Source organism: Citrobacter youngae (assembly GCF_003818115.1).
Lineage (GTDB): Bacteria > Pseudomonadota > Gammaproteobacteria > Enterobacterales > Enterobacteriaceae > Citrobacter > Citrobacter youngae.
The window spans coordinates 168,454-187,495 of sequence record NZ_RPOI01000015.1 but is presented as its reverse complement, the minus strand read 5'-3'; the positions used below and the strand labels follow the sequence as shown (position 1 = coordinate 187,495).

Here is a 19,042-nt window from a genome sequence, read left to right as displayed (position 1 = left end):
ATCGGACGGTGAGATCGCAGTTTATCCGGGATTAATTTCTACAATAACTCACCTTCACAAGGAGTGTTTTATGAAGCCGGAAAACAAAATCCCCGTACTCGACAAAATTTCGGATGAAATGAAAAGCGTGGTGAATTTTCATCGCGACGATTTGCCACCGTGGCCCGCTGCCGATGACTTTGTGGCCCAGCGCCAACACTACATTCATGAGCGGCAGCTGTGGAATGCCGATGCCCCGCAGATGCATACCCGAGAATGCGTGATTTCTACCGCGTGCGGCCCCGTTGCCACACGCATCTACGCTCCGCAGCCCCAAAGCCAGGCGACGCTGTATTACCTGCACGGCGGCGGTTTTATTCTCGGTAATCTGGATACCCATGACCGTATTATGCGTTTACTGGCGCACTACACCCAGTGCACAGTTATTGGCATCGACTATTCGCTGTCGCCGGAAGCGCGCTACCCACAAGCCATCGAAGAGATCGTCGCCGTTTGCCAGTACTATCATCAACATGCTGGCGACTATTCCCTCAATATCAATACGATAGGTTTTGCCGGCGATTCCGCCGGAGCGATGCTGGCGCTCGCCAGTGCGTTGTGGCTGCGAGATAAAAACATTGCCTGCGGCAAAGTCGCTGGCGTGCTGTTGTGGTATGGCCTTTACGGCCTGCAGGATTCACTGAGTCGACGGCTGATGGGCGGAGCGTGGGATGGTTTAACCCGCGAGGATCTGCAGATGTACGAAAACGCGTACCTACGTAGCGCTGACGATCGTGAGTCACCGTACTATTGCCTGTTTAATAACGATCTGACGCGCGACCTACCGCCGTGTTTTATCGCCGGTGCGGAGTTCGATCCGCTGATCGACGATAGCCGCTTATTATTCCAGACGTTACAGGCGCATCAGCAGCCCTGCCAGTACAAAATGTATCCCGGTACGCTGCACGCCTTCCTGCACTATTCGCGGATGATGAAAACCGCCGATGAAGCTCTGCAGGACGGCGCGCATTTCTTTAAGCAACAGCTTTAGCGGTAGGCTTCGGTCAGTTTCACCATCATTTCTATATGCTCCGGCGCGGCATTCAGCGCCGGAATATATTCATATTGCTTACCACCCGCTTCAAGGAAAATCTCCCGGTTTTGTACCGCTATCTCTTCCAGCGTTTCGAGGCAATCAGCCGCGAAGCCCGGACACATAACCTGGATATGTCGGGTTCCTTTCTCCGCCAGCATTTTTAGCGTTTCGTCGGTATACGGTGTCAGCCATGGTTCGCGGCCAAAGCGAGACTGGAAGGTCATCATGACTTTTTCCGGCGGCAGGCCAAGCGCTGAAACCAGCTCACGCGTCGTATCGCGACAGCGCTGCGGGTAGTCATCGCCTTCATCGGCGTAGCGCTGCGGAATGCCGTGATAGGAGAGCAGCAGTAAATCAGGTTCGCCATGTTGAGCGAATGAATCCCGGGCACTTTTGGCCAGCGCATCAATGTAGCTGCTGTCATCGGCGTAATCACGAATAAACGAGACGCCGGGAATACCGCGTTTACGCGCTAAGATGCGCGCCAGCTCGTCCCAGACTGCCGCCACTGTCGAACAGGAGTATTGCGGATACAGCGGTAACACCACCATGTGTTCTACTCCGCTTGCCAGCAGTTCATCGACCGCGCTTTCGAGCGACGGCAAACCGTAGCTCATCCCCAGTGCAACAGGCGTATCAGGCAGACGTTGTGCCAGCGCCTGCTGTTGCGCCTTGCTGTAGACCATCAGCGGGGAACCGTCTTCCATCCAGATTGACTGGTACAGCTTTGCCACACGCGGTGCTCGCAGCGGCAAAATCACACCACGCAGCAGCGGCCACCACAGTGCAGGGGACGTATCGACTACGCGTGGATCGCTTAAAAACTGGCGCAGGTAGCGCTTAACGGCTTCGGGGGTTGGGGCATCGGGAGTGCCGAGGTTTGCCAGCAGGATACCGGTTTTCGTCTGACGCATTACCGCCTCTTATCGATTCAAATTGTTGATAATTGTAGCGGAAAAGCGATAAAGAAGAACTAATTGCTGTGAGAGGTAAGACGAGAATTTGCCTGATGGCGCTGCGTTTATCAGGCCTACAAAAAATCGTAGGCCGGATAAGGTGTATCCACCGCCATCTGGCATTAACCGCGTTAAAAATTAACCGAGGATTTTTTCCAGCGCTGCGCGAACGTCAGCCACGGCCTGAGTGCCGTCAACTTTCGCGTATTTGGTGTTACCCGCCTGCGCTTCTTTAGAGTAGTAGCCGATCAGCGGTGCGGTCATCTGATGGTATTCCACCAGGCGCTTGCGTACGGTCTCTTCCTGATCGTCTTTACGGGTGGTCAGCTCTTCGCCGGTCACGTCGTCTTTGCCTTCAACCTTAGGCGGGTTGAATTTGATGTGGTAAACGCGGCCAGAAGCAGCGTGTACGCGACGACCTACAATACGGTCAACGATCAGCTCGTCTGGAACGTCGAATTCCAGAACGTAGTCCACGTTGATACCCGCTTCTTTCATGGCATCTGCCTGCGGAATAGTACGCGGGAAGCCATCGAGCAGGAAACCATTACGGCAGTCTTCCTGAGCAATACGCTCTTTTACCAGCGCGATCACCAGCTCATCAGTCACCAGCTTACCGGCGTCCATGATGTCTTTCGCTTGTTTGCCCAGCTCGGAGCCAGATTTCACGGCGGCACGCAGCATATCACCGGTGGAGATTTGCGGAATACCATACTTCTCCATGATGAACTGAGCCTGAGTTCCTTTACCCGCGCCCGGAGCGCCAAGCAGAATGATACGCATTACGAAAATCCCCTTAAAGGTTGTCGATATTTTTTAAAAAGCGCTAAACGATACCACCATCACGCAATTGGCTCAAGGAAGCCACCCGCGCTGAAACGGTTAATGATGGAAAATTGAGTTCAGAAGGCGAAAAAAAGCCGGATGGCGGTGTAAACACCGTATCCGGCCTACTATTACGAGATACTGTAGGCCGGATAAGCGCTAGCGCCATCCGGCATTACATTACGGGTATCAGGACACCAGCAACTGGTTCATGCGACGGATGAACTGGTTCGGATCTTCCAGCGTGCCGCGCTCAGCGAACAGCGCCTGATCCAGCAGCAGTTCAACCCATTCTTTGAACTGTGCTTCGTCCTGAGTATCCGCCGTGCGTTTTACCAGCACGTGGTCCGGGTTCAGTTCAAAGATATATTTCACTTCCGGTACGGCCTGGCCCGCAGCGGCAAACAGTTTCGCCATCTGGGTGCTCATTTCATCCGCATCGGTGGTAACGATGGCTGGCGTGTCGGTCAGACGGTGAGTCAGACGCACTTCTTTCACGCGGTCACCCAACAGAGTTTTCACGCGCTCAACGAACGGCGTCAGCGCTTTTTCCGCTTCTTTTGCCGATTCGTCAACTTCATCTGCCAGTTTGTCGATGGACTCGTCGGCTTTGGCCACAGACTGGAACGGTTTGCCATCGAACTCGGTCAGGTAGTTCATCATCCACTCATCGATGCGGTCAGAAAGCAGCAACACTTCGATGCCTTTCTTACGCAGCAGTTCCAGGTGCGGGCTGCTCTTCGCCGCCGCATAACTGTCTGCGGTGATGTAGTAGATTTTCTCCTGCCCTTCTTTCATACGCGACACGTAATCTTCCAGCGACACGGTTTGCGCGGAGGAGTCAGTGTGCGTAGACGCGAAGCGCATCAGTTTAGCGATCGTTTCCTGGTTGGCGTGGTCTTCCGCCGGGCCTTCTTTCAGCACCAGGCCGAACTGCTTCCAGAAGGTCTGGTATTTTTCCGCGTCGTCTTTCGCCAGTTTTTCCAGCATCTGCAGTACGCGTTTGGTCAGCGCGCTACGCAGGTTACGGGTGACGGTGCTGTCCTGCAGGATCTCACGGGAGACGTTCAGCGGCAGATCGTTGGAATCTATCAGACCGCGCACAAAGCGCAGGTAGTTCGGCATGAACTGCTCGGCGTCATCCATGATGAATACACGCTGGACGTAAAGTTTCAGACCATGCTTGTGATCGCGGTTCCACATATCCCACGGCGCCTGCGACGGGATATACAGCAGGCTGGTGTACTCCTGCTTACCTTCCACACGGTTGTGGCTCCAGGTCAGCGGGTCAGTGAAGTCGTGGGCTATGTGCTTGTAGAATTCGTTGTACTCGTCGTCTTTGATTTCTGACTTGTTACGCGTCCACAGCGCCTGCGCCTTGTTGATCTTTTCCCAGGAAACCACGGTCTCGCCGTCTTTCTCTTCGGATTTTTCGATCTCTACCGGCAGCGCGATATGGTCGGAATATTTGCTGATGATGGAACGTACGCGCCAGTCATCGAGGAACTCGTCTTCGCCTTCGCGCAGATGCAGAGTAATTTCGGTACCACGGTCTTCTTTGGTGATATTAGCAACGGTGTACTCACCCTCGCCCGCAGACTCCCAGAACACGCCGTTTTCCGGTTTATCACCCGCAGCACGGGTACGCACGGTGACTTTGTCCGCCACGATGAAGGCTGAGTAGAAGCCAACCCCGAACTGGCCGATCAACTGGCTGTCTTTTGCCTGATCGGAGCCCATGGATTCGAGGAAAGATTTGGTGCCGGATTTCGCAATGGTCCCCAGATGATCGATAACGTCATCACGGTTCATCCCCACGCCGTTATCGGCAATGGTCAACGTACGCTTATCTTTATCGAAGGAAACACGCACACGCAGCTCACCGTCACCTTCATACAGGTCCGGGTTAGACAGTGCGCGGAAACGCAGCTTGTCTGCCGCATCCGAGGCGTTAGAGATAAGCTCACGCAGGAAGATTTCTTTATTGGAATACAGAGAATGGATCATCAGGTGCAGAAGCTGTTTTACTTCTGACTGAAAACCACGAGTTTCTTGTCCTTTCATGTAGATCTACCTCAACAATGCCATTTTCAATGGTAAAAACACGTTGAGGGTGAAATGGGGACAGGCGGGAAGGATTTCAAGCGGAAGCCGCCGTCGCGGCCTCCGTTTGTTCAGAATTTAATCTTGTGTCGTCCTGCCAGAGAGTGCGACAGCGTGGTGCCATCGACCATTTCCAGCTCGCCGCCTACCGGAACGCCATGGGCGATACGGCTGGCTTCAACGCCATATTGCATGCAAAGCTCAGCAATATAGTTGGCGGTCGCCTCTCCTTCGACCGTGGGATTGGTCGCGAGGATCAGTTCGTTAATTTGCTCAGACGCCAGTCGCTGTTCAAGACGATCCAGCCCGATATCATCAGGCCCGATACCGTCCAGCGGCGACAGGTGTCCCATCAGCACGAAGTAACGTCCGGAAAATTGCCCGGTTTGCTCAATGGCGTAGATGTCCGCCGGACTCTCCACCACGCAAATCTGACCGTTTTCCTGGCGACGCGGGTTCGAGCAGATGTTGCAGACGTCTTGCTCTGTGAAGGTGCGGCAATCGGCACAGTGGCCGATTTCCGACATCGCCTTCGTTAACGCCTGCGCCAGACGCATCCCGCCGCTGCGATCGCGCTGAAGCAGCGTGAACGCCATGCGCTGCGCAGACTTCGGGCCAACGCCCGGCAGACAGCGCAGTGCTTCCATAAGCTGAGTTAACAGCGGGCTGGTTTGCATCAGAACGGCATCTTAAAGCCAGGCGGCAGCTGCATTCCGGAGGAAACAGAAGCCATCTTCTCTTTCTGCGTCTCTTCAATACGACGCGCCGCGTCGTTGAATGCCGCAGCAACCAGGTCTTCCAGCATCTCTTTGTCGTCTTCCAGCAGGCTTGGATCGATCTCCACGCGACGGCAGTTATGCGCGCCGTTGATGGTCACTTTTACCAGACCCGCGCCAGATTCGCCGGTCACTTCCAGCTTGGCGACTTCTTCCTGCATCTGCTGCATTTTTTCTTGCATCTGCTGGGCCTGTTTCATCAGGTTACCCAGACCGCCTTTACCAAACATAGGCTTCTCTCTCAATCACGTTAAGGGATGACGACCGTCAAACCATTGGGCTGACGATCAAATGGGGCGAATACTTTCTTCGTCCAGCTCCGCATCGAAAAAACGACGCAGCGTCTGGATGTTATTATCCGCAATAATCGACTCACGCGCCTGCGCGAGCTTCTCTTCATAAATGGCCTGACGCCACTCCAGCGGCGTGCGCACCGCGGGATTATCATCTTCAACGATGGTCAATTCAACCGTTGACCCTGTTAAGGTACTCAATGCTTCGGCCAGTTTTTGCTGCGCGCCGCTGGAATTAAGGTGTCGCTGCGTGGAACGCAGGTGCAGGCAAACCACGTTGCCATTCTCTTCTTTCCAGGCATTAAGCGCCACCTGCTCCACCAGTTTAGGCAGCGAGAGCTGGCTCACCTGGGCGGCCCACGGGTCGCGTTCAATGGCTTCAGCCGCAAGCTTTGCCGCCAGTTCCGGCGTTTTTTCATGCTCAAGCGCTTTTTTCAGCGCTTTCGGCGTGGCGATGACTTCTTTGACTTCTGCAACAGGATTGGTCGCTTTCCAGCGATACGCTTCTTTCTTCGCCGGTGCTTTTTCCAGCGCAGAGACTGCCGGACGCGCCTGAACACGTTCCGACACCGAAGCCAGTCTTTCCAGCGCAGCATTATTCACCGGCCGCGCGCGGGAAGCGGCTGCCGGTTCACTCTTTTTTGCTTTGGTTGCTCCCTGAGCGCGTTGCAACTGGCTGCGTGCCGCCAGCACCTGGCTGGTGGCGTCGGAGAGCGGCACATTTTGTTGCGCTGGCGCAGGCTGCTGCTGTGGCACCTGCGTCGGGGTCATCACCGCTGTGGGTGCGACCGGGGCAAACGACTGGCGCGGGACTTCAGGTTCCGGAAGCGGCATGCGCGGATGAAAAGCCAGCGCACGCAGCAGTGTCATTTCGACGCCCATTCGCCTGTCCGGCGCATACGGCAGTTCTTTGCGCCCGATTAGCAGGGTCTGGTAGTAAAGCTGCACATCGGTTGGCGGGACGATTCGCGCCAGTTCACGCATACGCTGTTCAATGGCGGCCATATCGCTGCCGAGCGCGGCAGGTGAAAGCTGAACCATGGCTATACGATGCAGCAAAGCCGACATCTCAACCAGCAGCGCTTCCCACTCAATACCGCGCGCGGCGGCGTCGTTCACCAATGTCATCACGCGTTCGCCGTCGGCGGCCACAACTGCTTCAACAAGCGAGAGCGCCTGGTCGTCGTCCAGCGTGCCGAGCATGGTGCTGACCGCGCCGGTCGAGACCTGACCATCGCCGCTGGCGATCGCCTGATCGGTCAAACTCAGCGCATCGCGCAGGCTGCCGTCCGCGGCGCGGGCCAGCAGTTGCAGCGCGCGTGGTTCATGAGCGATATGCTCTTCTTTGAGAATATGCTCAAGCTGATGGCGAATCTGTTCGACATCCAGCGCTTTAAGGTGGAATTGCAGACAGCGCGACAGAATGGTCACCGGCAGCTTCTGCGGATCGGTGGTCGCCAGCAGGAACTTGACGTGCGCGGGCGGCTCTTCGAGCGTTTTCAGCAGGGCGTTAAAACTGTGCCGCGACAGCATGTGCACTTCGTCGATCAAATAGACCTTAAAACGGCCGCGCGCAGGCGCGTACTGGACGTTATCCAGCAGATCGCGAGTATCTTCGACTTTGGTGCGTGAGGCGGCATCGATTTCAATCAAATCGACAAAACGCCCCTGCTCAATTTCCCGACAGTTATCGCACACGCCGCACGGCGTAGCGGTGATGCCGGTTTCACAGTTTAATCCCTTCGCCAGCAAACGGGCGATAGAGGTTTTTCCGACGCCACGGGTGCCGGAAAACAAATAAGCATGATGAATACGCCCTAACGACAAGCCGTTCGCCAGTGCCGTCAGCACATGTTCCTGGCCGACGACGTCAGCAAAGGTTTGTGGGCGCCATTTTCGGGCTAAGACCTGATAACTCATTGGCAGGCTCTGAAAGGCTGGAGGGTGGATTCACAGGAGGGTAATGCTAACACAACCTCGCAGCAACGGCGAGGTTGTGTGTCTCGGTATTACTTCAACCGGGATAAGATAGCCCGACTTAGTGGCCCGGGAATGGAACCAGGCTATAACAGGTCAGCCCCTGTTTTTCCAGGCGCTGTTCGCCGCCCAGATCAAACAGGTTAATGATAAAGGCAGCATCGGTTACTTCGCCACCCAGACGGCGGATCAGCTTCACGGTCGCTTCAATCGTGCCACCGGTTGCCAGCAGGTCGTCCACAACCAGGACTTTATCGCCCGGTTTGATGGCATCAACGTGAATTTCAAGCTGATCGGTGCCGTATTCCAGCTCATAGCTCTCAGCAATCACTTCACGCGGAAGCTTACGCGGTTTACGTACCGGAACAAAGCCGACGCCCAGACCCAACGCTACCGGCGCGCCAAACAGGAAGCCACGCGCTTCGGTGCCAACCACTTTAGTGATACCCGCATCTTTATAGCGTTCAACCAGCAATTCAATGCTAAGGGCGTAGGCTTTCGGATCTTCCAGTAAACTGGTGACATCACGGAAAAGAATGCCCGGTTTTGGGTAATCGTGGATGCTTTTGATGCTATTTTTGAGAAACTCAAGCTGCTGTGCAGTCGCGGTCATAAGTTTGTGCCTGATTAATACAGTATTACTTCACGGCGCACTATACACTTCATCCTCGACGTATCTTGAATGATTTTGTGTCTATATTAGGGCCAGGGTTACACTTGGTTAACCTTTGACCATCTGCGCCTGTGCTCGAAAACGGTCGAATTTACTGGCTGCGAGAGACAATTGCAACAGCGATTATTGCGCTTTACTGCTTTTGTTGTTTTTCATCAATCACCGGGATCCGCCACATAAAAATCAGTAAACAGGCGAGAATAACCAGCAGCAGGCCGCGTACCCACATCATATTGACCAGCCAGAGGGAAATAGCAAACGTCACCAGGATCAACAAAATCGCGCGCGGCTTCGCCCCAGGCGGCATTGCGCGGTGTTTTTGCCAGTGACGCAGATACCCGCCGAACCACGAACGATACAGCAGCCAGTCGTGAAAGCGCGGCGATGAGCGGGCAAAACACCAGGCGGCCAGCAGGATAAATGGTGTCGTGGGCAGCAACGGCAATACAACGCCCAGCGTGCCTAACACTACCGCTATCCAGCCAATGATGATTAGAATAATGCGTTGCATAATATCAGTACTTAACACAGAGAATCGCTACTTTAGCATAACAGTTCTCATTTTCATCGGAGTGTTGTCGTGAAAACCGTCATGCTGCTACAGAGGCTTGAAAACCAGCTTAACCGCCTGCGGCAGCAGTGTGCTCCGTTGGCGCATCACGCCACGCTGAGCGCCCGCTTTGACAGGCATCTGTTTCACACGCGCAGCACGTTGCTGCAGGCCTGTCTGGATGAAGCTGAAGATAATCTCGCCGCCTTGCGCCGTGCAGTCGAACAGCAACAACTACCACAAATTAGCTGGCTGGCGGAACACCTTGCCTCACAGTTAGAGGCGATTTCGCGTGAAACCGCCAGTTGGTCGCTCCGCGAGTGGGACAGCGCATCTCCAGCCCTGGCGCGCTGGCAGCGCAAGCGGGTTCAACACCAGGAGTTTGAACGCCGACTGGTGGAAATGACGCGTGAACGCAAAGAGCGTCTGGCTCAGGCAACGGGTTTTGAAGAACAGCAAAAACTGCATCGTGAAGTAGAAGCATTCGAGGCGCGACTGGCTCGCTGCCGCCATGCTCTGGCAAGAATAGAAAACGTGCTGGCGCGTTTAACCCGTTAATCCCCGGAGAATTTATGTCATTAGAGAACGCCCCGGACGAGGTCAAACTGGCCGTCGATTTGATTGTTTTACTTGAGGAAAACCAGGTTGCACCTGAAACCGTACTGAAGGCGCTGGAGATTGTTAAACGGGATTACGAAAAGAAACAGCTCTCTTCTTCAAAAAACGCGCGATAGCTGAAATGCCTGATAGCGTTGCACTTATCAGGCCTACGAATGAATCGAAGCTCGCAGGCCTGATGATTTTTTCTACTAACCTACCGAAGGCGTCGGATCGTCACCTTTAATGATGTCACGCTTAACCTCGGTTACGCTGTCGCCCTTCGCGTTGTGCAGGTGCACTTCGAGCTGGTTAAAGGCAATATCAATGTCGTTTTCACGGCACAAACGATCGACCGCACGGTTAAGTTCATCAACCGTATGGCTACGATCGCGTAGTTCGCGCACGTATAAACGCAGCTCATGATCCAGCGTGCTGGCGCCGAAGGCGGTAAAGAACACCGCAGGCTCCGGATCGTGCATTACTTTCGGGTGTTCCATCGCCGCCTGCAGCAGCACTTTCTTCACTTTGTCCAGATCCGAACCATAGGCCACGCCAATGCGGATCACCAGACGCGTGGTCGTATCGGAGAGCGACCAGTTGATCAAACGCTCCGTCACGAATGCTTTGTTCGGGATGATCACCTCTTTACGATCGAAGTCGGTAATGGTGGTAGCACGAATTCGGATCTTGCTGACCGTACCGGAGAACGTACCAATGGTAACCGTATCGCCAATACGCACCGGGCGTTCAAACAGAATAATCAGGCCGGAAACAAAGTTACCGAAAATTTCCTGCAAGCCAAAACCCAAACCAACCGACAGAGCGGCGGCCAGCCATTGCAGTTTATCCCACGAGACGCCGAGCGATCCGAAGACCGTCATCGCGCCGATGGCGATGATCGCGTAGTTGAGGATCGTGGTGATCGCGTACGATGCCCCCTGGCGCATTTTGAGTCGCGACAGTACCAGCACTTCCAGCAGGCCGGGTAAGTTGCGGATCAACGCCCACGCCACCATCGAGGCAATAATGGCAAACAACAGGCTACCCATGGTGACGTCTTTCACCACTGCCGCACCCGCTTCGGTGCCGTTGTAATGCCAGAGCGTAATGCTGTCGAGATAGCTGAATACGGTTATCAAATCAGACCAAATGGCCCAGAACAGGACACCAAACAGAGCCACCATCACCAGCATGGTGATACGCAGCGTTTGCTGGTTTACCTGCTCCAGCGCGATGGTCGGCTCTTCCTGCGGCTCTGCGCCCTCCGCCCCTTCTTTCACCAGGTTCTGACGACGCGCCAGCGCACGACGCCAGGCGATACGACGCGCCGCGACGCTTAATCCACGCAGCACGGTCTGGTACAGCAGGTTCCAGAGAATGACCAGATAAACCGTTTCAATCCAGCGTCCCGCCAGGCGCAGCGTGGTGTAGAAATAGCCGGTTGCCGTCAGCACCATTAATGCTATCGGGATAATCGACAGCACGGTAATCGTCACCAGACGCAGACCATGCGACTCTTTATCGCGCCAGCTTTCGCGGCACATTGGCCATACCAGGAAGGCGATCAGCAGCAGGTTGAGGAAAATCACCACCTGACCCAGCACATCGTCCATCAGATTGAGCGGTGACAGTTCAGCAATGACCGACCAAAAATTAAGCGGCAACAGCGCCAGGCTAATACGCACGATTTGGCGGCGCCAATGGCTAGTTTGTTTTGCTGGCATACCAAAATGACGAATTGCCACGCCATCTTTTTCCAGCACCTTCCAGCACAGACCAAACACCAACCAGAAGACTGTCATCTTCTTACTGAACGCCCACAGCAGGTCGCTGATATTCAACTGCATGGTAAGCAGAATCAGACCTACCGCGAGGATAATCAGGCACGCCGGCAAGGCTCTGATGAGATCGATCAGAATCGCTTTTGGCGTGTTGAGCTGACTGTCATTACGCAGGTTACCTACCGCGGCGGCTAATTTCGCCTGGTACTCTTTCAACCATTTAAGACGCCAGCGGATGAGCCCGGCAATGAGCAGCAGCGGCAATCCCGCCAGAAACGCAATAAACACTGCGGGCCACGCTTTTTCCCAGTTCACCGTGATTTTCATCGACTTAAACTGGTCTTTAAGCGTTTGCGGGAAAGCTTTGATCCAGTCCCAGTCCATCGGACGGTTACTGTTAACCCAGAAAATCTGCTGCGTGAGGATCCCTTTCAGGTTTTTCGACACGCTCATTAACTGCTGCTGATTAATTTGCAGATTAATCGCCATCATCAACTGGTTGCCCAGTTGCTTATTGAGCTGATCCAACAGTTCACGGCGCATATCCACAACCTGCAGTAAGGCATCATGGACTTCGCCGTTAACTTCGTTGCTGTGCCCTTCTTCCAGTTTGGCGACAAACGCATCATTCTGGAACAGCGCGTCACGCTGCTGGTTGACTTCGAACTGCTCCAGACGCAAGTCGGCGATCCGGTTGGTCATATCGGCAAGTTCATCCGCCGACGGCAGCGTTTGTTGTTGCTGATACAGAATACGCGACAGCAGCAGACTGCCTTTCAGAACGGCAATCTGCTCTTTAATGTTACGTTCGGATTGCAGCGCGCGGTCAAGCCAGTTTTTGACTTTAATATTTTGCTGCATCAGGCTGTTGCCGTTTTCAGTCGCGGCAATCAGACGCTGGCTGAGCTGATGGTTAACATCAAGCTCCTGCTTCACTAACGGATTGGACTGAATACGCTCGGCTTCATCCGGCGTGACTGCTTCCTGCGCCGTTTTTTCGGTTAACGTCAGTCGCTTGCTGTTCACCGCTTCCTGCAGGAGCTGGAGCTGATGCTCAAGGCGGTTACTGTTCGCCGTCACGTAATCTCGTTGTTTTTGCAAGGTATCCTGCAAAATCGTATTACCTTCGAGGCTCTTTCGCTGTTGGTCGATCTGCGCATTCAGCAGCGCCTGCTGCGCCTGTAACAGTACCTGCTGGCTGGGGCGTAAAGCACCTTCGCCTACATTAGTGCCATCAAGTCGGTTGCGGATTTGCTGCATCTGCTGCGACGCAGTGTACATCGCATTTTGTACGCGCTCTGGCTGGGTCTGGAGCGACACCAGTTGGCTGTTGTAGGCAGCAAGATCGTTTTGCGAGCTTTGCAGGTCATCAAGCACCTGCGCGACGCGTGACTCAAGCTGTCGTAAGGAAAGCGTGCTCAGCGTTTTTCGCGTTTCGTCGTCATTGTCGACATCGCTGAGCGAATTTAGCGCATCCGTCGCCTGACGCATTTTCTCCGGCGCCTGAGCCACTTTCTGGCGAAGCTGTACGGTCTCATCTTTCACGCGATCGATTTTATCCAGCGTGGCGATGGTATCGATGAGATCCTGTTGGACCAGCTTATCCTGCGCGGAGAGATCTTTTTGTTTACTCAGCGTGTCTAACTGGCTCTGGATATCCGCTTTCGTCGGCAGTTCACCACTCTGTTGCGCCCGCGCAAATGCAGATGACTGGCAGGATAGCAATAGAATGAAGAAAAGAATGCTAATAGCAATTACATGCTGTGAACGTTTATAGAGCTGCAACATAGTCATGAGAATGAATGTTTCTGAACCGGGAAAGTGACCGGAAATAGTCAAGCGGCAAGAATATCACGGCTGTGACCAGCAGAATAGCAGGAGGCAAAATGACCAGGAGAATTCCTGGTGCAGAAATGGTAAGTTAGCGTGTCTCCCCTGTCTGCAGGCGCAAGGTTGGACAAAGCAGGCACATCTCCAGCAACACCGCCACGTAGTGGCGAGCCTCATTTTTCAGATCAAATGATTCGGGGGCAAATAACCAGTTCTCCATGATTCCGGAAATATAGCTACGCATTAACACCGCGACACGACGTGTGTTCAGGTTTTCCGGCAGCATGTTGACATCCATACAGTGGTGTAACGTTTTTTCTATACGGTCATAGTTTTCCAGGCACAGGCTACGTTCGACTAACTGAACTGATGCTATTTCCCCGACAAATTCGCATTTGTGGAATATAATCTCCATCAATAAACGTCGGCGTTCTTCTGTTACGGTAGTTTCAAGAACGTAAATTAAAATTTCTCTTAATACTGATAGTGGATCGTCGGGGAATTTTGCCTGATACTCAGTTTCTAACTCATCAATGTTAGGTTTTGCTAGCTCCCAGATTTCACTGAATAAATCCGACTTATTTTTGAAATGCCAATAGATAGCACCGCGCGTTACACCAGCGGCTTTTGCGATCTCCGCAAGCGAGGTGGATGATACCCCTTGCTGCGAAAACAAACGCAGAGCAACATCCAGAATGTGCTGCCGTGTTTCCTGTGCTTGTTGTTTGGTTTTTCGTGCCATATGTCAGTGAATTTACAGGCGTTAGATTTACATACATTTGTGAATGTATGTACCATAGCACGACGATAATATAAACGCAGCAATGGGTTTATGGGCTTTAAGCCATTGATCAATTTGAAATCGGACACTCGAGGTTTACATATGAACAAAAACAGAGGGTTAACGCCTCTGGCAGTCGTTCTGATGCTCTCAGGCAGCTTAGCGCTAACAGGATGTGACGACAAACAGGCCCAACAAGGGGGCCAGCAGATGCCAGAAGTTGGAGTTGTGACGCTCAAAACTGAACCTCTACAGATCACAACTGAACTCCCAGGTCGCACCAGTGCGTTTCGCATTGCGGAAGTTCGCCCTCAGGTCAGCGGTATTATCCTGAAGCGTAACTTTACCGAAGGCGGCGACATTGAAGCAGGTGTGTCTCTCTATCAGATTGATCCTGCTACTTACCAGGCCGCGTACGAAAGTGCGAAAGGCGATCTGGCCAAAGCACAAGCAGCGGCAAATATCGCTCAGCTGACGGTTAAACGTTATCAGAAACTGTTAGGTACGAAGTACATCAGTCAACAGGACTACGATAGCGCGCAGGCAGATGCACAACAGGCGAACGCTGCTGTTGTCGCTGCGAAAGCCGCAGTAGAAACCGCACGTATCAACCTGGCCTATACCAAAGTCACGTCGCCAATCAGCGGCCGCATTGGTAAGTCATCTGTTACTGAAGGCGCACTGGTGCAAAACGGTCAGGCGACCGCACTGGCGACCGTTCAGCAGTTGGATCCCATCTATGTCGATGTGACGCAGTCAAGTAACGATTTCCTGCGCCTGAAACAAGAGTTGGCCAATGGCACGCTGAAGCAAGAGAACGGTAAAGCAAAAGTCGAACTGGTTACCAGCGACGGTATTAAATTCCCGCAGTCCGGTACGCTGGAGTTTTCGGATGTGACGGTTGATCAAACCACTGGGTCAATTACGTTACGCGCAATCTTCCCGAACCCGGATCACACCCTACTGCCGGGCATGTTCGTCCGTGCGCGTCTGGAAGAAGGGACAAACCCAACGGCGTTACTGGTTCCACAGCAAGGCGTTACCCGCACACCGCGTGGCGATGCCAGTGCATTAGTTATCGGTGCTGATGACAAAGTTGAAACGCGTCAAATTGTGGCAGCACAAGCAATTGGCGACAAATGGTTAGTCACTGAAGGACTTAAGCCAGGCGACCGTGTGATTGTAAGTGGGCTGCAGAAAGTTCGTCCTGGCGCTCAGGTTAAAGCGCAGGAAGTCACCGCGGATAATAACCAGCCAGCCGCAAGCGGTAGCCAGCCTGAACAGTCCAAGTCTTAACTTAAACAGGAGCCGTTAAGACATGCCTAATTTCTTTATCGATCGCCCCATATTTGCGTGGGTGATCGCCATTATCATCATGTTGGCAGGGGGGCTCGCGATCCTCAAATTGCCGGTAGCGCAATATCCTACTATTGCACCTCCGGCAGTGACGATCTCCGCGACCTACCCTGGCGCTGATGCCAAAACAGTACAGGATACTGTTACGCAGGTTATCGAACAGAATATGAACGGTATCGATAACCTGATGTACATGTCCTCAAACAGTGACTCAACCGGTACGGTTCAGATCACCCTGACTTTCCAGTCAGGTACTGATGCTGACATTGCGCAGGTTCAGGTGCAGAACAAACTGCAGCTGGCAATGCCGCTGCTGCCGCAGGAAGTACAACAACAGGGCGTGAGCGTCGAGAAATCGTCCAGTAGCTTCCTGATGGTTGTCGGCGTCATCAACACCAACGGCACCATGACGCAGGAGGATATTTCCGACTACGTGGGCGCCAACATGAAGGATGCGATCAGCCGTACTTCAGGTGTGGGCGACGTGCAGCTGTTCGGTTCCCAGTACGCGATGCGTATCTGGATGGATCCGAATAAACTGAACAACTTCCAACTGACGCCGGTTGATGTGATCAGCGCCATTAAAGCGCAGAACGCCCAGGTTGCAGCCGGTCAGTTAGGGGGTACGCCGCCGGTGAAAGGCCAGCAGCTTAACGCGTCGATCATCGCGCAAACCCGTCTGACCTCCGCAGATGAGTTCGGCAAAATTCTGCTGAAAGTGAACCAGGATGGCTCTCAGGTACGTCTGCGTGACGTCGCGAAAGTCGAACTGGGTGGCGAGAACTACGACATCATTGCGAAGTTCAACGGCAAACCTGCGTCTGGTCTGGGTATCAAGCTGGCGACAGGCGCTAACGCCCTCGACACCGCGAACGCTATCCGCGAAGAGCTGAAGAAGATGGAACCCTTCTTCCCGTCAGGCCTGAAGATCGTTTACCCGTATGACACTACGCCATTCGTGAAAATCTCTATTCACGAAGTAGTGAAAACGCTGGCGGAAGCAATCATCCTCGTATTCCTGGTCATGTATCTGTTCCTACAGAACTTCCGCGCGACGTTGATTCCGACTATCGCCGTGCCGGTGGTGCTATTGGGTACGTTTGCCGTCCTTGCGATTTTCGGCTTCTCGATAAACACGTTGACGATGTTCGGGATGGTGCTCGCCATCGGCCTGTTGGTGGATGACGCCATCGTTGTGGTCGAGAACGTTGAACGTGTCATGGCCGAAGAAGGGCTACCCCCGAAAGAAGCAACGCGTAAATCAATGGGCCAGATTCAGGGCGCATTGGTGGGTATCGCGATGGTACTGTCAGCGGTATTTATCCCAATGGCCTTCTTCGGGGGTTCTACCGGTGCGATTTACCGCCAGTTCTCCATCACCATTGTTTCCGCAATGGCGTTGTCTGTACTGGTGGCGTTGATTCTGACCCCTGCCCTGTGTGCAACAATGCTTAAACCGATTGCTAAAGGCGATCACGGTGAAGGCAAAACGGGCTTCTTCGGTTGGTTCAACCGCATGTTCGATAAGAGCACGCACCACTATACCGACAGCGTAGGCGGTATTCTGCGCAGCACCGGTCGTTATCTGGCGCTGTATCTGATCATCGTCGTGGGCATGGCCTATCTGTTCGTTCGTCTGCCAAGTTCGTTCTTGCCGGATGAAGACCAGGGGGTATTCCTGTCAATGGCTCAGCTGCCAGCAGGTGCAACGCAAGAGCGTACCCAGAAGGTGCTGGACGAAATGACGGATTACTATCTGACTAAAGAAAAAGCGAACGTTGAATCGGTGTTTGCCGTTAACGGTTTCGGTTTTGCGGGTCGTGGTCAGAACACCGGTATCGCGTTCGTCTCGTTGAAAGACTGGAGTGAACGTCCGGGCGAAGAGAACAAAGTTGAGGCCATTACTCAACGTGCGATGGGTGCATTCTCGCAGATTAAAGACGCCATGGTATTCGCCTTTAACCTGCCAGCAATCGTAGAACTTGGCACCGCGACGGGTTTCGACTTCCAGTTGATTGACCAGGCTGGTCTGGGCCATGAAAAATTGACTCAGGCGCGTAACCAACTGTTTGGTGAAGTCGCGAAACATCCAGATCTGTTGGTAGGCGTACGTCCTAACGGTCTGGAAGATACTCCGCAATTCAAGATCGATATCGATCAGGAAAAAGCGCAGGCTCTGGGTGTTTCCATTAGTGACATTAATACAACGCTGGGCGCTGCATGGGGCGGAAGCTACGTGAACGACTTCATCGACCGTGGTCGTGTGAAGAAAGTTTACGTCATGTCTGAAGCCAAATACCGTATGTTGCCGGAAGATATTGGAAACTGGTATGTCCGCGGTAGCGATGGACAAATGGTGCCGTTCTCTGCGTTCTCTTCCTCGCGTTGGGAATATGGTTCTCCGCGTCTGGAACGCTATAACGGTCTGCCTTCCATGGAAATCCTGGGCCAGGCCGCACCGGGTAAAAGTACCGGTGAAGCAATGGCAATGATGGAGCAACTGGCCAGCAAACTGCCATCCGGTATCGGCTATGACTGGACGGGCATGTCCTACCAGGAACGGCTGTCCGGTAACCAGGCACCTGCCCTGTATGCGATTTCACTGATCGTCGTCTTCCTGTGTCTGGCGGCATTGTACGAGAGCTGGTCAATTCCGTTCTCCGTTATGCTGGTCGTTCCACTGGGGGTTATCGGTGCGCTGCTGGCGGCAACATTCCGTGGTTTGACCAACGACGTTTACTTCCAGGTGGGCCTGCTCACAACCATTGGGTTGTCGGCGAAGAACGCGATATTGATCGTCGAATTCGCCAAAGACTTGATGGATAAAGAAGGTAAAGGCCTGGTAGAAGCGACGCTGGACGCAGTTCGTATGCGTTTACGTCCGATTCTGATGACATCGTTAGCCTTTATCCTCGGCGTAATGCCACTGGTTATCAGCTCCGGTGCGGGGAGTGGCGCGCAGAACGCCGTCGGTACTGGCGTAATGGGCGGGATGGTCACAGCAACCGTATTGGCTATCTTCTTTGTTCCGGTGTTCTTTGTGGTGGTCCGCCGCCGCTTTAGCCGCAAGAACGAAGATGTTGAACATAGCCACTCAGTTGAGCATCATTGATACACTCCTAAAGATAAGGCCGCGCAAGCGGCCTTTTTTCTGGAAAAAAATCATAAAAAGCGCTTATTGCGATTTCGTTTATTTTCTCTTGTTTAAATAAGCGATATAATCCTTGTGAGTCTAAAGGCTATTCTTAAAAAGCGTCATGAACCCTTATTTACTTAAATAAATATTAAGACTATTCCTAGTTTTCGTTCACAGAGTCGGTTGTCGCCTTTCGTTGCTAAACCTAAACAAGATAACGTGATGATTGGCCGAGAATAAAGAAGTTGTTCCATTTCGAATACCGGCATTTATCTGTTAAAATGTAAAAATGGGACTGCGTCATAATTTTGCATAATTGTAATTTTTCGT

Annotated in this window: 15 protein-coding genes and 1 other annotated feature; of the genes, 5 read left to right on the top strand and 10 right to left on the bottom strand. The window is 53.2% G+C overall.

The window, feature by feature from the left end; genetic code table 11:
* Nucleotides 1-70: 70 nt before the first annotated feature.
* Nucleotides 71-1,030, top strand: a complete 960-nt coding sequence (gene aes / locus EHN13_RS13055; RefSeq protein WP_048212402.1) for an acetyl esterase — start codon at nucleotides 71-73, stop codon at nucleotides 1,028-1,030.
* Here aes and hemH read toward each other — a convergent pair.
* The 8 genes from hemH to EHN13_RS13015 form a co-directional block, all read right to left on the bottom strand.
* The gene (gene hemH, locus EHN13_RS13050; protein ID WP_124021519.1) at nucleotides 1,027-1,989 is read right to left on the bottom strand and encodes a ferrochelatase; all 963 of its coding nucleotides are present in this window, start codon (nucleotides 1,987-1,989) and stop codon (nucleotides 1,027-1,029) included. The two genes, aes and hemH, sit on opposite strands and share 4 nt — an antisense overlap.
* 180 nt (nucleotides 1,990-2,169) lie before the next feature.
* Nucleotides 2,170-2,814 carry an adenylate kinase gene (gene adk, locus EHN13_RS13045; RefSeq protein ID WP_003021773.1) on the bottom strand — a complete coding sequence of 215 codons (645 nt, stop codon included), beginning with the start codon at nucleotides 2,812-2,814 and terminating at the stop codon, nucleotides 2,170-2,172.
* 231 nt (nucleotides 2,815-3,045) lie between these two features.
* Nucleotides 3,046-4,920 carry a molecular chaperone HtpG gene (htpG, locus tag EHN13_RS13040; RefSeq protein WP_124021518.1) on the bottom strand — a complete coding sequence of 625 codons (1,875 nt, stop codon included), beginning with the start codon at nucleotides 4,918-4,920 and terminating at the stop codon, nucleotides 3,046-3,048.
* A gap of 110 nt (nucleotides 4,921-5,030) precedes the next feature.
* The gene (gene recR / locus EHN13_RS13035) at nucleotides 5,031-5,636 is read right to left on the bottom strand and encodes a recombination mediator RecR (protein ID WP_003021767.1); all 606 of its coding nucleotides are present in this window, start codon (nucleotides 5,634-5,636) and stop codon (nucleotides 5,031-5,033) included.
* Entirely contained in the window at nucleotides 5,636-5,965 is a 330-nt protein-coding gene (locus tag EHN13_RS13030; RefSeq protein ID WP_003021764.1) for a YbaB/EbfC family nucleoid-associated protein, read from the bottom strand. The genes recR and EHN13_RS13030 overlap by 1 nt, the downstream gene beginning before the upstream one ends.
* 57 nt (nucleotides 5,966-6,022) lie before the next feature.
* Nucleotides 6,023-7,948 (bottom strand): DNA polymerase III subunit gamma/tau, encoded by a 1,926-nt coding sequence (gene dnaX / locus EHN13_RS13025; RefSeq protein WP_101741780.1) that lies wholly within the window; start codon nucleotides 7,946-7,948, stop codon nucleotides 6,023-6,025.
* Nucleotides 6,626-6,690, bottom strand: a sequence feature (DnaX frameshifting element). (Overlaps the previous gene by 65 nt.)
* A 118-nt stretch (nucleotides 7,949-8,066) precedes the next feature.
* Entirely contained in the window at nucleotides 8,067-8,618 is a 552-nt protein-coding gene (apt, locus tag EHN13_RS13020) for an adenine phosphoribosyltransferase (RefSeq protein ID WP_005125198.1), read from the bottom strand.
* A 193-nt stretch (nucleotides 8,619-8,811) separates the two neighbouring features.
* Complete coding sequence (locus tag EHN13_RS13015; protein ID WP_003847534.1) at nucleotides 8,812-9,189, bottom strand: DUF454 family protein; 378 nt, start codon at nucleotides 9,187-9,189, stop codon at nucleotides 8,812-8,814.
* A 69-nt stretch (nucleotides 9,190-9,258) separates the two neighbouring features.
* Here EHN13_RS13015 and priC point away from each other — a divergent pair, with 69 nt between their 5' ends.
* Together priC and rsmS are read left to right on the top strand one after the other, a co-directional pair.
* Nucleotides 9,259-9,786 (top strand): primosomal replication protein N'', encoded by a 528-nt coding sequence (priC, locus tag EHN13_RS13010; RefSeq protein ID WP_124021517.1) that lies wholly within the window; start codon nucleotides 9,259-9,261, stop codon nucleotides 9,784-9,786.
* Between the two features lie 14 nt (nucleotides 9,787-9,800).
* On the top strand, nucleotides 9,801-9,962 hold the full coding sequence (gene rsmS, locus EHN13_RS13005; protein ID WP_124021516.1) for a pleiotropic regulatory protein RsmS: 162 nt from the start codon (nucleotides 9,801-9,803) through the stop codon (nucleotides 9,960-9,962).
* 75 nt (nucleotides 9,963-10,037) lie between these two features.
* Here the strand turns inward: rsmS and mscK are convergent, their stop codons facing one another.
* Together mscK and acrR are read right to left on the bottom strand one after the other, a co-directional pair.
* Nucleotides 10,038-13,403: a mechanosensitive channel MscK gene (gene mscK, locus EHN13_RS13000; protein WP_124021515.1), complete on the bottom strand. Its 3,366-nt coding sequence runs from the start codon at nucleotides 13,401-13,403 to the stop codon at nucleotides 10,038-10,040.
* Between the two features lie 127 nt (nucleotides 13,404-13,530).
* A complete protein-coding gene (gene acrR / locus EHN13_RS12995) occupies nucleotides 13,531-14,181 on the bottom strand; it encodes a multidrug efflux transporter transcriptional repressor AcrR (protein ID WP_124021514.1) in 651 nt (216 codons plus the stop codon).
* Nucleotides 14,182-14,322: 141 nt separating this feature from the next.
* Between acrR and acrA the strand changes: the two genes are divergently transcribed.
* Both acrA and acrB read left to right on the top strand, forming a co-directional pair.
* Nucleotides 14,323-15,516: a multidrug efflux RND transporter periplasmic adaptor subunit AcrA gene (acrA, locus tag EHN13_RS12990; protein WP_048212410.1), complete on the top strand. Its 1,194-nt coding sequence runs from the start codon at nucleotides 14,323-14,325 to the stop codon at nucleotides 15,514-15,516.
* Nucleotides 15,517-15,538: 22 nt separating this feature from the next.
* On the top strand, nucleotides 15,539-18,688 hold the full coding sequence (acrB, locus tag EHN13_RS12985) for an efflux RND transporter permease AcrB (protein ID WP_048212411.1): 3,150 nt from the start codon (nucleotides 15,539-15,541) through the stop codon (nucleotides 18,686-18,688).
* The last annotated feature ends 354 nt before the right edge of the window (nucleotides 18,689-19,042 follow it).

Coding starts and splice junctions, on each gene's coding strand:
- aes (WP_048212402.1), top strand. CDS start 71: ATGAAGCCGGAAAACAAAATCCCCGTACTCGACAAAATTTCGGATGAA.
- hemH (WP_124021519.1), bottom strand. CDS start 1,989: ATGCGTCAGACGAAAACCGGTATCCTGCTGGCAAACCTCGGCACTCCC.
- adk (WP_003021773.1), bottom strand. CDS start 2,814: ATGCGTATCATTCTGCTTGGCGCTCCGGGCGCGGGTAAAGGAACTCAG.
- htpG (WP_124021518.1), bottom strand. CDS start 4,920: ATGAAAGGACAAGAAACTCGTGGTTTTCAGTCAGAAGTAAAACAGCTT.
- recR (WP_003021767.1), bottom strand. CDS start 5,636: ATGCAAACCAGCCCGCTGTTAACTCAGCTTATGGAAGCACTGCGCTGT.
- EHN13_RS13030 (WP_003021764.1), bottom strand. CDS start 5,965: ATGTTTGGTAAAGGCGGTCTGGGTAACCTGATGAAACAGGCCCAGCAG.
- dnaX (WP_101741780.1), bottom strand. CDS start 7,948: ATGAGTTATCAGGTCTTAGCCCGAAAATGGCGCCCACAAACCTTTGCT.
- apt (WP_005125198.1), bottom strand. CDS start 8,618: ATGACCGCGACTGCACAGCAGCTTGAGTTTCTCAAAAATAGCATCAAA.
- EHN13_RS13015 (WP_003847534.1), bottom strand. CDS start 9,189: ATGCAACGCATTATTCTAATCATCATTGGCTGGATAGCGGTAGTGTTA.
- rsmS (WP_124021516.1), top strand. CDS start 9,801: ATGTCATTAGAGAACGCCCCGGACGAGGTCAAACTGGCCGTCGATTTG.
- mscK (WP_124021515.1), bottom strand. CDS start 13,403: ATGACTATGTTGCAGCTCTATAAACGTTCACAGCATGTAATTGCTATT.
- acrR (WP_124021514.1), bottom strand. CDS start 14,181: ATGGCACGAAAAACCAAACAACAAGCACAGGAAACACGGCAGCACATT.
- acrA (WP_048212410.1), top strand. CDS start 14,323: ATGAACAAAAACAGAGGGTTAACGCCTCTGGCAGTCGTTCTGATGCTC.
- acrB (WP_048212411.1), top strand. CDS start 15,539: ATGCCTAATTTCTTTATCGATCGCCCCATATTTGCGTGGGTGATCGCC.